Annotated in this window: 10 protein-coding genes; 7 read left to right on the forward strand and 3 right to left on the reverse strand. The window is 66.5% G+C overall.

The features are described 5' to 3' along the window. Positions 1–92: 92 nt before the first annotated feature. Entirely contained in the window at positions 93–2,519 is a 2,427-nt protein-coding gene (locus MRY84_RS16660) for a DUF802 domain-containing protein (protein WP_291506824.1), read from the reverse strand. After that, positions 2,516–3,352: a DUF3348 family protein gene (locus MRY84_RS16665; RefSeq protein ID WP_291506825.1), complete on the reverse strand. Its 837-nt coding sequence runs from the start codon at positions 3,350–3,352 to the stop codon at positions 2,516–2,518. Before MRY84_RS16665 ends, MRY84_RS16660 begins: the two co-directional genes overlap by 4 nt. Positions 3,353–3,642: 290 nt before the next feature. Here MRY84_RS16665 and MRY84_RS16670 point away from each other — a divergent pair, with 290 nt between their 5' ends. Next, positions 3,643–4,248, forward strand: a complete 606-nt coding sequence (locus tag MRY84_RS16670) for a YitT family protein (RefSeq protein WP_291506840.1) — start codon at positions 3,643–3,645, stop codon at positions 4,246–4,248. A gap of 25 nt (positions 4,249–4,273) precedes the next feature. Here the strand turns inward: MRY84_RS16670 and MRY84_RS16675 are convergent, their stop codons facing one another. Further along, the gene (locus MRY84_RS16675; RefSeq protein ID WP_291506826.1) at positions 4,274–7,795 is read right to left on the reverse strand and encodes an EAL domain-containing protein; all 3,522 of its coding nucleotides are present in this window, start codon (positions 7,793–7,795) and stop codon (positions 4,274–4,276) included. 458 nt (positions 7,796–8,253) lie between these two features. Between MRY84_RS16675 and MRY84_RS16680 the strand changes: the two genes are divergently transcribed. The 6 genes from MRY84_RS16680 to MRY84_RS16705 all read left to right on the forward strand — a co-directional run bounded on the left by MRY84_RS16680 (position 8,254) and on the right by MRY84_RS16705 (position 13,444). Beyond that, entirely contained in the window at positions 8,254–8,631 is a 378-nt protein-coding gene (locus MRY84_RS16680) for a hypothetical protein (RefSeq protein ID WP_291506827.1), read from the forward strand. 553 nt (positions 8,632–9,184) lie between these two features. After that, positions 9,185–10,624 carry a TolC family protein gene (locus MRY84_RS16685; RefSeq protein ID WP_291506828.1) on the forward strand — a complete coding sequence of 480 codons (1,440 nt, stop codon included), beginning with the start codon at positions 9,185–9,187 and terminating at the stop codon, positions 10,622–10,624. Between the two features lies 1 nt (position 10,625). Then, positions 10,626–12,008: a copper oxidase gene (locus MRY84_RS16690; RefSeq protein ID WP_291506829.1), complete on the forward strand. Its 1,383-nt coding sequence runs from the start codon at positions 10,626–10,628 to the stop codon at positions 12,006–12,008. An 11-nt stretch (positions 12,009–12,019) separates the two neighbouring features. Continuing rightward, positions 12,020–12,511, forward strand: a complete 492-nt coding sequence (locus MRY84_RS16695; RefSeq protein WP_291506830.1) for a cupredoxin family protein — start codon at positions 12,020–12,022, stop codon at positions 12,509–12,511. A gap of 85 nt (positions 12,512–12,596) precedes the next feature. Beyond that, positions 12,597–13,097: a DUF411 domain-containing protein gene (locus tag MRY84_RS16700; RefSeq protein ID WP_291506831.1), complete on the forward strand. Its 501-nt coding sequence runs from the start codon at positions 12,597–12,599 to the stop codon at positions 13,095–13,097. Next, positions 13,094–13,444 (forward strand): copper-binding protein, encoded by a 351-nt coding sequence (locus tag MRY84_RS16705; protein ID WP_291506832.1) that lies wholly within the window; start codon positions 13,094–13,096, stop codon positions 13,442–13,444. Before MRY84_RS16700 ends, MRY84_RS16705 begins: the two co-directional genes overlap by 4 nt. The last annotated feature ends 27 nt before the right edge of the window (positions 13,445–13,471 follow it).

Consider the following 13,471-nt stretch of genomic DNA (forward strand, 5'->3'; position numbering starts at 1 on the left):
GGCGCCCAGCAACCCCGCCATGAGATCACCAAATACGGCCCAGGCAGGAGCCGTCTGCTCGGTGGCGTCGTCGAGGGTGTCGTCCCACCCCATCACGCAGCCACCCCTTGCACCGCTGCGGCCATCTCGCCATGGAGGCGCCGCAGGTCTTCCACAATGCCCTGTTGCGAAGAAATGCTCAGGTCGATCACTTCGCGGGCTTGCGCCACGTAATAAGCCAGTTGCTCATCGCTGCGGCTCAGCGACTGGCCGATGGCGCTTTCCACGCGCTGCAGACTGTCCATCAGCTTTTCGTTGCTGGCGGTGAACAAGCCAACCCCGTGGCCGAACGATTCGCCCAGGCTCGACAGTTCCACCGCGCTGGCGGCCACATGCGCCGACACCTCGTCGACCTTGCCTGCCTGCGCGCCCAGCGCCTTCGCAAACTGCTCGCCAGCCTGCTGCAGCACCTGGCTTGCCGAACCCACCAGGGACTCGATGGCCGCACGCTGCTGCCCCGTGGCCTCGTTGACGGCCTGCAGCAACGCGCCCAGTTGCCCCATCATTGCCGTGCGTTCTGCCAGGGCGGCATTGTCGCGATCGCTCAAATGGGCCATCTCGCGGCGCAACTGGGTGATGACCTCGGCGGCGGCCTGGGGCACGTCGGATGCCGTCTGCAGCAGGCGGGTCAGCGGGGCTTCGAGCGCTGCACCCAGCGAGGCCAGGTGCTGCGCCACGGTGCCCTGCAGCGTCTCCAGCCGTTCCACCGCCGCCTGCCCTCGCGCAGATTCCTCATCGCGCAGCGCCGCCAGCTCCGTACGCCACACCGCGGCCAGCGCGTCCATGCGCTGCGTTTGCGACGCGGCCCACTCGGCCTCGGCGTCAACGCGCGTGCGTACCAGCGCATCGGACTGCTCCAGCAACCGTGCCGTGCCGTCCGCCACCTGGTGGGCCTGCTCTGCCATGCGCTCCGCGATCTGTGCTGCCGCACCTTCCAGCACCTGGCAAACGTCGCGCTGCTGCTGGATGACCTGTTCCGCCGACCGTTGCCACTGCGCGGCCAGGGTCTCGGCCATGTCTTGCATCGACTGGCTCCAGCCCGCCAGGCGCTGCTGGTCGGCCGCCGCCTGGGTGGCCTGCGATTGCTCCACCGTGGCCTCCAGTGACTTCAATACCGCTGTAGTGCGCAGCTCAAACGCCTGCGACGCGGCTTGCAGCGACTGGTCCAGGCGCGCCGCAGCACCCTGCAGCGCCTGAGAAACCCCTTGGTGGTGCTGTGCCGAGGCTTCACCCGCGCGCTCCCACTGGGCAGCGAGGGAGCTGGCTACATCTTGCATGGCGGCATTCCACTGCGCCAGGCGCTGCGCATCGGCTGCGCCCTGCGCCGCTTGCGATTGCGCTGCCGCGTTCTCCAGGGCGGTGACCAAGGCCTGGCTGCGCTGCTCCAGCGCCTCGGCCATCGCCCTCAGCGCGCCCGCCTGCTCAACCGCGTGCGCTTGGCTGGTTTCCCGATGGGTGTGCAAGGCTTGTGTCCAGGTGTCGGCCACACTCCGGGCCGTTCCTTCCCACTGGGCGGTGAGGGCGTGCATCTGCGCGTCGGTGGCTTCGCGCAGGCGCTGGTGCGACTGCTGGGCCTCCAGGGAGAGCGTGGCCATGGCCTGCTCCACCACGGGACGAATGGTCTCGCTCGCCGTGCGCGCGCCGGCAGCTAGGCTGTCCTGCAGGGATGCCCCCACCGCCTGGGCCAACTGGGTGTAGGCCCCCGCCGCGTCGCGGTGGAAAGCCTGCTGCTGGTCGAGCAATTGCCCGTTCAGCTGCACATGCCGGCGCTCCAGCCCGTCCATCACACCCTGCAGGCGCTCCGCTATCAGCGGCATGGCCTGCGCCTGGGCTTGCAGGGCTGCGAACATGTCTTCCTGCCGCTGCACCGCCGAGAAGGGGCGCAGCACAGTTCCCACGGCGGCATCGAGTGCGCGGAGCACGGTCAGGCGTTCGCGACGGCACAGCGCCGACATCAACCCCAGCATGGCCGAGGATGCGACCCCGGCCACGGACGTGCCGAACGACAGGCCGAGCCCCTTGATCGGCGCGGCCAGCGCTGCACGAATCGACTCCAGGCTGGACGAAGCTTCCAGTGCGAAAACCGCTCCCTGGAAGGTGAGCACCATGCCGAGGAAGGTTCCCAGCATGCCCAGCATCACCAGCAGGCCCACGAGGTACGGCGCGAGCGCCGGGCCCGGCAGAGGTACGCGTTCGCCGTCGATCCGCTGGCGCACCGCGTGGCGCAGGGATGGATGCACGCGCTCGAGCCAGTTGCCCAGGTCAGGCACCGGCTGCCCGGCCAGATCGGCCAGCGCCGAGGACAGGGACGCCGTAGCTCGCCGGAACTGCAGGAGCTCCACGGCGCCCACGCCATACACGGCAGCGATCACCACCGTCATGGCTAGCGCCAAGGGGCTTGATCCGATAAACCCCCAACCGACCCAGCCGACGGCGGCCAGGCCGATGGCGAAAGTGGCGGTCATCACATGCTTGCTCATTCGATCATTCCTGCTATTTGTTGTCGTGTTCGCTGCGACGGGTCTGCAGCCTTCTTGCGGGGCGCCTGCGAATGGCTCTGCGAATGGGTGGCCGCCGCTTCCACCAGCCCGCGCAGGGGCTGCATGCGCAGCTCGATTTCGCACAGCAGCAAGGCGCGGACATCCTGGTCAAACAGCGAGAGCCAGCCACCGGGGGCGCGCCAGTGCTGCGGCACATCGGCCTCCCCGGCGGCCTCCAGGCGCTGCTGGTGGGCCGCGCGCAGCTGGGCCATTCGCCTCTCCAGGTGGGTGGGCAGCGTGGCCCACAACCGCTGCTCGCGGGCGCCGAGCATCTGCTCCATCACGGTGTCCAGCATCGCCAGCTGGCGCAGGGCCGCGGGGCCTGCCGACAGGCGCTGCCGCATTTGTGCGCGCAAGCTGCCGACCCGGGCCTCCACTTGCTTTTGCAAGGCTTGGTACCGCGCCGCATGCACCGCAAACTCGCCTTCGGCCGCTGGGTCCGGTCCCTCGACGGGGGTGTTGTCGGCGCGCTCGCGCAGGGGCTTGGGAGGTGCCGGGCTCGCAGTGAGCAGCGCGGCGAGTTCCTGCTGAAGGTTGCGCACGCCGCACTCCAGGGCCACCACATCCACGTGCGCGCCCTGCATCGAAGCATTCGCAGGGCCTGCGGATTCGAGCGCGTGCAGCGCCCGGCTCAACTGGACGGCATCCACCGTGCCCAGCCACTGGCTCAACTGCTCGGCCACGTCCAGCCGCTCCAGCGCGGCCAGGGGCTGGGCCCAGTGCTGCAGGAGACGAACGAGTTGGGAGCGGTGAAGGCGGTCGGGCTGGTGCATTGGATGGGGCGAGTCCCCGCAACGGGCAAAACCGACTATTTTCGCAGGAACGCCCAGGCGCCCCCAATCCCGCCGTCCGCGGCGGCTGTTACAGATGTTCGCAGAGGTAGCCTGGCACGGTTTTAGCTATCCCAGCGGGGATTCCATTTCTTGACCCGAGGCAAGGCGCGCCGTCCACCAGCGTGATCCAATCGAATTTTCAAAGCCCCCTGCGCGACCACTCAGCGCGCATTTGCCCCATGTCCAACGCACCCGCCGCCTCCCCTTCCGTTCCGCCCGGCAGTTCCGCAATGCCTGTCGCCGGGGTGCCCCATACGGTGACGGAGGACGCCGTTGCCATTTTCACAGGGGTCTTGCTGATTTCGGTGGGGGTCGCGTTCTTCACCAGCGCAGGCCTGCTGACCGGCGGGACGGCGGGGCTGGCCTTCTTGCTGCACTACGCCACGGGCCTGGGTTTCGGCAAGATCTTCTTTGTGCTGAACCTGCCGTTCTACTGGCTCGCGCTGCGCAAACTGGGCCGCGCGTTCACGCTCAAGACTTTCATTGCCGTGCTGCTGCTGTCGCTGCTGACCGAACTTCAGACGCAGTTCCTGCAGTTTGCCCAGTTGCAGCCGTTGTATGCCGCGGTGGCAGGGGGGCTGATCACGGGCACGGGGTTCCTGGTGCTCTTTCGCCACCGCTGCAGTCTGGGCGGTGTGGGCATTGCCGCGCTGTACCTGCAAGACCGCTACGGCTGGCGCGCTGGCAAGGTTCAGATGGCCGTGGACTGCGGCATTGTGCTTCTGGCCTTGTGGACCGTCGAGCCGCTGCGCGTGGCCTGGTCCATTGTCGGCGCCGTGGCGCTGAACCTGGTCCTGGCCATGAACCACCGGCCGGGACGGTACATGGCGATGTAGGCCGGATATCTGGGCGCCCTGCGGGTCACTCCGCCCCCCGGCGCTGCTGAAGGTACTCCTCGAATTCTTTGATCGGCACCGGCCGGCTGAACAGATAGCCCTGCCAAAGCTTGCAGCCGTGCCTCTCAAGAAAAGCGCGCTGTGCATCGGTCTCTACGCCTTCGGCGATCACATCGATCCCCAGGCTTTGCGCCATGCCGATGATGGTTTGCACGATCAACGCATCCGTGGCCTGAACACCTATGTTGTGCACGAAGCTCTGGTCGATCTTGAGCTGGTCGAGCGGCAGGCGCGTGAGGTAGGACAGCGATGACTGGCCCGTGCCGAAGTCATCCAGCGAGAAGCGTAGCCCCAGCGACCTCAGGGCCCTCATTTTGGAAATGGTGTCGTCCACATTTTCCAGCGGCAGGCTCTCCGTCAACTCGAGCTTCAAGCGCTCCGGCCGTGCACCCGTTTTCAGCAAGATGGCGCGCACCTGCTCCACAAAGTCGGGTTGCTGGAACTGCCGGGCGCTCACGTTCACCGACAACTGCAGTCCCCGCAGGGTCGGATCATCCTGCCAGCGGCGAAGCTGCGTACACGCGGTTTCGAGCACCCAGCCCCCAACGGGCAGGATGAGCCCTGTCTCCTCTGCAAGGGGAATGAACTCGCATGGCGGCACCATGCCGCGCTGCGGGTGGTTCCACCGGATGAGGGCTTCCGCACCAATGGGATGGTGCCCGCACCCGATCTGGACCTGGTAGTGCAGCAGGAATTCCTCAGCAGCCAGCGCTGCGCGCAGATCGTTTTCCATCTGCGCCCGGGCCGTGACTGCGGCCTGCATGTCGGGGTCGAAGAAGCGGATCGCGTTGCGCCCGGCCGCCTTTGCTGCATACATGGCAAGGTCTGCGTGCTTGACCACGTCCTCCACGGTCTGCCCTTGGCCATTGAAGAGCACGGCACCCACGCTCGTGGTGCTGTGCACTTGCCTCGGACCGAGGTCGTACGGCTGGTTCAGTGCCGCGAGTATCTTCTCGGACACGCCCTGCACCTGCTCGGCCGCGATGGTCGGCTGAGCGTCCAGATCCTGCAGCAGCACCAGGAACTCGTCGCCGCCGAGGCGCGCCACGGTGTCCCCTTCGCGCACACAGCTCACAAGACGCTGCGCGACTTTTTGCAGAAGCTGGTCCCCCATATCGTGGCCGAGCGTGTCGTTCAGGGTCTTGAAATGGTCGAGGTCCAGGCAAAGCAACGCGCCCTGCAAGCCAGAGCGGGCACTGGCGGCAAACGCCTGTTGCAGGCGGTCCAGCACGAGACGCCGATTGGGCAGCTGCGTCAGCGGGTCGTAGAACGCCAGATGCTCGATCTCACGGGCCGCCCGCGCACGCTGGGTAATGTCGCTCAGAGTCCCGACGTAATGCGTGACGTGCCCCGCGGCATCAGTCACAGCGGTGATGCTTATGAAATGCAGGCTGACTTCGCCATCTTTGCAACGGTTCCACAGCTCGCCCTTCCACTCGCGCTTCTCGGCCAGGCTGGTCCACATGGCAGCGAAAAAAGCCTTGTCATGGTGCCCTGATGCCAGGAGGCTGCAGCGCTGGCCCACCGCGTCCTGTGCGCTATACCCCGTGATCTTCGTGAAGGCACGGTTGGTGCGCAGGATGACCGTGTCGCTGTCCGTGACCATCATGCCCTCCTGGGACTCAAACGCGATCGCGGCGATGCGCAGCTCGTTCTCGTCGCGCTTGCGTGCGGTGATGTCCTTGCCCACCCCACGGTAGCCCCGGAAGGTGCCGTCGGAATCGAACTTGGGCGAGCCGCTGATGGACACCCAATAGACACGCCCGTGGATATCGGTGCGCTGATACTCCAGATCGCGAAACTCTTCGTGGCGCTGCAGAAGTTCGCGGTGTTCCTGCCAACGCTCGTCGCTCAAGCCAGGCACCGCGGTCTCCCAGCGGGTCTTGCCGAGGTATGCCGACGCCTCCTGCACCAGCCGGTCGTTGCTCGATCCCTCCACCTGGGTCAGGCGAAACTGTTCGTCCTGCTCCCAGTACCAGTCCGACGAGAGGCGGGTCAGGGTGCGAAAGCGCGCCTCGTTTTCTTCCAACTGCTTGCGCACGCGGTAGGCTTCGGTAACGTCGCTGAACACCAGCACCACGCCCACAATCCGGCCTTGCGCGTTGCGGATGGGCGCCGCGCTGTCGGCGATCTGGTATTCGGCCCCCCCTCGCGCGATGAGCGTGGTGTGGTTGCTCAGTCCCACGACTTCACCCTTTTCAATGACCATCTTCGCCGGATCTACCACTGGCTGACGCGTGCTGGCATTCACAATGCGAAAGACCTCCGTCAGGTTCCTGCCCTTCGCCTCGGCCAGCAGCCAGCCCGTCAGGCGCTCGGCCACCGCATTCATGCGGGTGACACTGCCTTGCGCATCGGTGGCAATGACACCATCACCAATCGAATGCAAGGTGATCGACAGGTTTTCTTCGCTTTCGCGCAGCTGCGCTTCCGTACTTTGGCGGGTTTGCGCCATGTGGTCAAAGCGGCTTCCCAGCTCAGTGAGTTCTGCCACTCCGCTGGTCGGCGCCAGCGGGGCATAGCGCCCCTTCGCCAGTTGATCGGTGGCTTCCAGAAGACGCCGCAGCGGCTGCATCACAGCGCGCCGCACCCCCTGCTGGGCCAAGACGAACGACAGTACCAGACCTGCCAGCAAGAAAGCCATTTCCGTCCAGAGCTTGCGGTTGGCGGCAGCGTGCAACTGATCCAAGGGCACCAAAAGGCTCATCGTGGCCACGGCGGTTCCGTCTGATTCGATCAGGGGCTGGAAAACCATCAGCTGGCGTGCGCCGAGAGCATCGCGGCCTTGCCAAGCGCCTTCAGTCCCACCTCGTGGTGCGCTCGCCAGGTCCAGGTCAAGGTCTGAGAGCCTCGTACCGAGTTCATCGGGTTTCGGAGGGAACCTGGCCACTACCCGGCCATCCTGATCGGTCACCCGCGCCACGGCCCCCGCCGGCAAACTCAGGTCCGCAAGCCGAAGGCTCCACCACTGCAGCGAAACCACCGCCACTGCCGCGCCCACCACCTCCTCGGTGCCCGGCGGTATGACGGGTACCGCAAAATTGACGCTCGCGACCTGCGCCGCACGGTCGATCTGGAACACCCCCACCGAAAACTCGCGCGCACCGATGGCCCGCTGGAAGTACGGGCGGTTGGACACGTTGACGGGTGACTTAAGGGGGCGCGCATTGCACAGCAAGTCGCCATTCGCTTGCGGTACGCCGATGTTGACGTAGGCGGCGTTTAATGCCAAGACGTCGGCCAGATACTTGCCGCACAACGGGTCTGCGGGCTGGTGGACCTGCGGCATTCCTGCGAGCTTGGTGAGGAACTCGCGCGTGTTTTGGATCAACTGCTGCTGGCTGGACGCCACGGCAGCGAGCGCGGCCCGAGCGTGGTTATCTGCAGCCGCAATGCTGTCTGTGCGATGGACTTGTGCCTGGTAAATCACCAGCAACACCGCAGGCAGCGTTGCCACCAGAACCAACCAGCGAATGCGGGCGGACAAGGTGCTCCATGTCCCCATGAGCCACGAAGGCATATAGCCCCTCTCATCGAGCCAGCGAAGTGAGTATCCCAAGTGCGGCACCGCAGTTCGCACGGATGCCTGCCTCGAGAAGCTCTTCACGAATCATTGCCCCCTGTACAGCGGCGACCGCCCACGGTCCACGGTGGCCCGCGTCCGACGATGGTCGACTGTTGCCGCACTGGTGCAGCCCCCTCTTCTTTCTAGCCACCGCCGGAGTAGAGCAAACGTATTGTTACATCGTAAGGCGGATCGCTTCAATTTCATCCACGCGTTTGCCCTGTCCCATACGGCAGTCTGGCAACGCTGAGGAAGGAACCAATGCGCCGCAGCCTTATCATCTGCACATGCGCCGTGGTTTGCATTTCTTGCTGGTAGTCATCCTGGTCCTTCGAGGTCTGGCTGGCACCGCCATGGCAGCCGGGGTTCTACCTCCCCTGATGCCCACCGGACCTCAGCACGCTCAGGAGCATGTCCGGGAGCACGTGCAGCACGATGTGCACGTCATGCATGGCGATAGCGAGTCCGCTGCCAGCGCAAGGGACTCCAACAGCACCGTGCCGGCGCATCCGCATCCAGGCCACCACGCCAGCGTGGACCCTACGGGCGCAGAGTGTGGCGAATGCACAGCGGACGCCCATGCGCACGACCACCATTCCACGGTTTGCTCGGCCTGCGAGATCTGTCACTCGGCCATGCTGGATGTTGCGGCACCGGCGATTCCCACGCCCCCTCTCATGGGCTCGACGCAGCCCGTCGCTTCAGTGCAGTTCGCCAGCGCTCCCGCTGCGCTCGCCGTCAAACCACCCATCGCCTGATCTCTGACGCCCGAAGTGCGTCTGCCAAGGCCTGGCACCACCGAAAAGGTGGTCCAGGCGGCAGCGCAATGCCTTTCGTTCGTTACCTGGAGATCATCATGCCTCCCTCAGATTCTCGAAGCCTGCCTTTGGCGCTAGTCCAAACGGCCCGCTTGGTCCGGCTTGCGCTTCCCGCGCTGCTGGTGCTCGCCCTCGCACCTGCTCACGCCGGCGCACCACCCCACCAAAGCGGCGCAGGTGCAGCCGACGCCGACGCACCCACCCTTCCACTCGCTCACGCGCCGCTGGCGCCGCAGCCACCCCTGCCGGACACGGCTGTGTCCCCTGGGAGCTGGCAAGAGGCCCATGAGGCGGTCGGCGCTTTTCCGCGCGGCCATGCCGACATCCTGGCCTGGGAGCGCAAGCAAACAGCAGAGCCAGCCACCCGGACAGACGCTGGAGCACCCAACAGTCACAGCAGCCACGGCAGTCATGGCAGTCATGGCAAACCTGGCAGCGCGCCAACGACTCAGCACCCAATGCATCCGCGCCACCACACACCCAGGAGCCAGCCATGAGCGCCACCATGCAACAACGCGTTGCCCTGCTGGCGACCGCAGCGGTACTTGCCGGCTGCGCCAGCGTATCGCCCGACGGCTTGCGCGGGGATGTAGCCCAGCTCACGGCAAGCCGCACCGGCGGCGTGCAGGCTCCCTTGCCGCCCACCGACCCGGCCGCCCGCGCGCAGGCGCAAGAATCCATCGCCCGCTGGCTGGCCGAACCTCTCACGCAGGAGGCTGCCGTGCGCATCGCCCTGCTCAACAATCCGGGGCTGCAGGCACGACTGGCGGCTTTGGGCGTGGCCGATGCCGAGCGTGTGCAGGCCATCACCCTGCCCAACCCGCACCTGACCCTGGGGCGCTTTGCCAACAGCCATGAGCGCGAGATCGAGCGAACGCTCGCCTTCAGCCTGCTAAACCTCATCACCCTGCCCTGGCGCACCGAGCGTCTGGCGGAGCGCATGCAGATCGCAACTTTGCAAACTGCGCAGGACGCAGTCACGCTGGCCGCCGACACGCGACGCGCCTGGCTGCGCGCAGTGGCCGCAGAACAGGTGGCCGCCACGCATGACCGCATGGTCGAGGCAGCAGAGGCCGGCACCGAACTGGCCCGCCGCATGGCGCGCGCGGGCAACTGGAGCCGCCTGCAACTGGCCCGCGAGCAAACCGTGCTGCACGAGGCCAACAGCCAGCGCGCGCGCGCCCGGCTGGCCGCCGCCACGGCCCGTGAAGAGCTCAACCGCCGCCTGGGCGTGTGGGGCACGCAGGGGCAGTACCGGTTGGCGGGCCAGTTGCCCCCGCTGCCTGCCACGGCGCTACCCGCCGACGGCATCGAGGCCACCGCATTGCGTGAGCGGCTCGACGTGCAGGCCGCCCGGCGCGAGCTCGACACGCAGGCCGCGCGCCAGGGCTGGAGCCGCGCCGGCGCAGTGTTTGGCGACATTGGCCTGGCTTACAGCCGCAACACCACGGCCGAGCGCGACGGTGGCCACCGCGACATCACGCGCGGCTGGGAGCTGGAGTTGCCCCTGCCCCTCTTCGACTGGGGCGGCGCAGCCCGCACCCGAGCCCAGGCCGAGGTGGAACAGGCTGCCGCGCAGCTGCAAGACACGGCCGTGCGCGCCCGCAGTGAGGTGCGCAGCGCCTGGCTCACCTACCGCACCGCACTCGACCTGGCGCGCCAGCAGCAAAGCGAGGTGGTGCCGCTGCGCCAGTTCATCAGCGACGAGACCCTGCTGCGCTACAACGGCATGCTCGCCAGCGTGTGGGACCTGCTGGCCGAGGCGCGCAACAGCACCCAGGCTGTGGCGGGTGCCATCGAAGCGCAGCGCGACTTCTGGCTGGCCGAGACAGACCTGCAACTCGCGCTGACGGGCAGCACGCTGGGCGCCACACGTTCACTGGGCGCTTCCTCATCGGGCACCGCTCCCACCCCATCCTCTCAAGGCCACTGACATGCAAAGACGCCATTTCTTCACCGGCGCAGCCACAGCCGTCGCCGCGGCCTCCGTCAGCCGCGTGGCCCTGGCCGCGCTGCCCGAGCCTGTCATCCAGGCCAGCGCCGACACCGCCCCCCCGCTGCAGCCCGCCAACGGCCGCCCCTACAACCCCGTGGTCACCCTGAATGGCTGGACCACACCCTGGCGCATGAACGCCGGTGTCAAGGAGTTCCACTTGGTGGCCGAGCCCGTCGTCCGCGAGGTGGTTCCGGGCTTCTTCGTCAACCTGTGGGGCTACAACGGCCAGAGCCCTGGCCCCACCATCGAGGTGGTCGAGGGCGACCGGGTGCGCATCTTCGTCACCAACCGCCTGCCGGAGCACACCACCATCCACTGGCACGGCCAGCGCCTGCCCAATGGCATGGACGGCGTGGGCGGGCTCACACAGCCCGCCATTCAGCCAGGCAAGACGTTTGTGTACGAATTCGTGGCGCGGCGCCCCGGCACGTTCATGTACCACCCCCATGCGGACGAAATGGTCCAGATGGCCATGGGCATGATGGGCCTGTGGATCACGCACCCCCGGGGCCAGCATCCGCAGATTGCCAAGGTGCAGCGCGACTATGCCTTCCTCATCAACGCCTTCGATGTGGAGCCCGGCAGCATGACCCCCAAGGTCAACACCATGCTGGACCACAACATCTGGTGCTGGAACAGCCGCGTGTTTCCGGCCATCAGCCCACTGGTGGCACGGCAGGGCGAGCGGGTGCGCATCCGCATGGGCAATCTCACGATGACCAACCACCCCATCCACCTGCACGGCCACGAGTTCGAGGTGACCGGCACCGACGGAGGCCCCGTGCCCAAGAGCGCGCGCTGGCCCGAGGTGACCACCGACGTGGCCGTGGGCCAGATGCGGCAGGTCGAGTTCATCGCCGACGAGCCGGGCGACTGGGCCCTGCACTGCCACAAGAGCCACCACACCATGGGCGCCATGGGGCACGACGTGCCCACCATGATCGGGGTGGACCACCGGGGGCTGGTCGGCAAGATCCAGAAGATCGTGCCCGACTACATGGTGATGGGCGAGCGCGGCATGGCCGACATGGGCGCGATGGAAATGCCGCTGCCCGACAACACCTACCCCATGATGACCGGCGCCGGCCCCTACGGCCCGCTGGAAATGGGTGGCATGTTCACCACGCTCAAAGTGCGCGCCAACCAGGCTGCGGGCGACTACCGCGATCCCGGGGACTACGCGATGCCCTCGGCTACCCAGGCCTATGAATGGCAAGGCACGCCCGCCAGCACCCCGCGGCCGGCACGCGTCGACACCCCCGGCGCGGCGCCCGGCGCAGCCAGTGTCCGCAAGCCCGCCGCGGGCGGCCACCAACATTGAAGGAACTCCACATGAATACTATGAAATTGATAGCTGCTTGCGCTTTACTGGCAAGCGCCACATCCTCTTTTAGCCATGAAGGCAAGCCGCATGCCGCCAAACCAGCGGCTGTGATCAAGGAGCAAAAGGACTGGGGCATTGCGGGCGACCCCAAGGCCGCTACCCGCACCATCACGCTGCGCATGGGGGACGACATGCGCTTCACCCCCAGCCATATCCAAGTGCGCCAGGGCGAAACCGTGCGCCTGCGGGCAGAGAACAAAGGCAAGGTGATGCACGAAATCGTCCTTGGTACCAAGGCCGAACTTGACCAGCACGCCGAACTCATGATGAAGCAACCCGGCATGGAGCATGACGAGCCGTACATGGCCCACGTCAAGCCAGGGCAACGCGGCGACATCGTGTGGCACTTCAACCGCGCTGGCACCTTTGACTTCGCCTGTTTGATCGCGGGCCATTACCAGGCGGGCATGACTGGCAAAGTGACTGTGAGCGCGCCTTGAGTCGCTGCGCTCCCTCTCAGGGGGCGCGCCTGGGCAACCGCAGCAACGCAATCCTCAAAGACATCCCAACATCGAAAGGCATCCCATGACATCCGCAACGACAACACCGATCAGCCGCCGCACCTGGCTGGCAAGTAGCGCGGCCTTCCTGGCCGCCAGCGCCCTGCCCTTGGCAACAACCGCCGCTGCCCCAACCCCCGTGGAAGTGTGGAAAGACCCCAGCTGCGGTTGCTGCAAGGACTGGGTGGACCACATGCAGGCCAACGGCTTCCAGGTGACCGTGCACGAAACCGGCAACAACGCCGTGCGTGCACGCCTGGGCCTGCCGCAGAAACTGGGCTCGTGCCATACCGCACTGGTGGGAGGCTACCTGGTGGAGGGCCATGTGCCCGCGAGCGACGTGCGCGCGCTGCTGCGACAAAAGCCCAAGGCCCTGGGGCTGGCTGTGCCCGGCATGCCCGTGGGCTCACCCGGCATGGATGGCGCCGTGTACGGCGAGCGGCGCGACCCATACGACGTGCTGCTGGTGGCACACGACGGCAGCACGCGCGTTTTCAAGAGCTACCACAAGAAGGCATCATCATGAAATCACTGTTCATCACCCTGGCGGCCGGCCTGCTCGTGGGCGTTGGATCGGCCGCAGCACAGACCAACAATGCGGCAGCCGACAGCCACGCAGAGCATCACACCCCGCAGCCGCCCGGTGCCGCAGAAATGAGCGAAGGCGAAATCACGCGCCTGGATGTGCAGGCGCTCAAGGTCACGCTGCGCCATGGGGAGCTCAAGAACCTGGACATGCCCCCCATGACCATGGTGTTCCGCGTGAAGGACGCCGCAGCGCTGGCGCCACTCAAAGCCGGCGACAAAGTACGTTTTCGCGCCGAGCGAATCAACGGTGTTTTTTACCTGACCCAGGTCGAGAAGGCCCCCTGACAGCCCCCTCACCGCGGAGCGCCACTT

Origin of the sequence: Acidovorax sp. (assembly GCF_022763525.1) — a bacterium.
Lineage (GTDB): Bacteria > Pseudomonadota > Gammaproteobacteria > Burkholderiales > Burkholderiaceae_C > Acidovorax.

Excerpts from the sequence above, each read along its gene's own strand:
- MRY84_RS16660 (WP_291506824.1), bottom strand. The coding sequence starts at position 2,519 with ATGAGCAAGCATGTGATGACCGCCACTTTCGCCATCGGCCTGGCCGCC.
- MRY84_RS16665 (WP_291506825.1), bottom strand. The coding sequence starts at position 3,352 with ATGCACCAGCCCGACCGCCTTCACCGCTCCCAACTCGTTCGTCTCCTG.
- MRY84_RS16695 (WP_291506830.1), top strand. The coding sequence starts at position 12,020 with ATGAATACTATGAAATTGATAGCTGCTTGCGCTTTACTGGCAAGCGCC.
- MRY84_RS16680 (WP_291506827.1), top strand. The coding sequence starts at position 8,254 with ATGCCCACCGGACCTCAGCACGCTCAGGAGCATGTCCGGGAGCACGTG.
- MRY84_RS16700 (WP_291506831.1), top strand. The coding sequence starts at position 12,597 with ATGACATCCGCAACGACAACACCGATCAGCCGCCGCACCTGGCTGGCA.
- MRY84_RS16690 (WP_291506829.1), top strand. The coding sequence starts at position 10,626 with ATGCAAAGACGCCATTTCTTCACCGGCGCAGCCACAGCCGTCGCCGCG.
- MRY84_RS16670 (WP_291506840.1), top strand. The coding sequence starts at position 3,643 with ATGCCTGTCGCCGGGGTGCCCCATACGGTGACGGAGGACGCCGTTGCC.
- MRY84_RS16705 (WP_291506832.1), top strand. The coding sequence starts at position 13,094 with ATGAAATCACTGTTCATCACCCTGGCGGCCGGCCTGCTCGTGGGCGTT.
- MRY84_RS16685 (WP_291506828.1), top strand. The coding sequence starts at position 9,185 with ATGAGCGCCACCATGCAACAACGCGTTGCCCTGCTGGCGACCGCAGCG.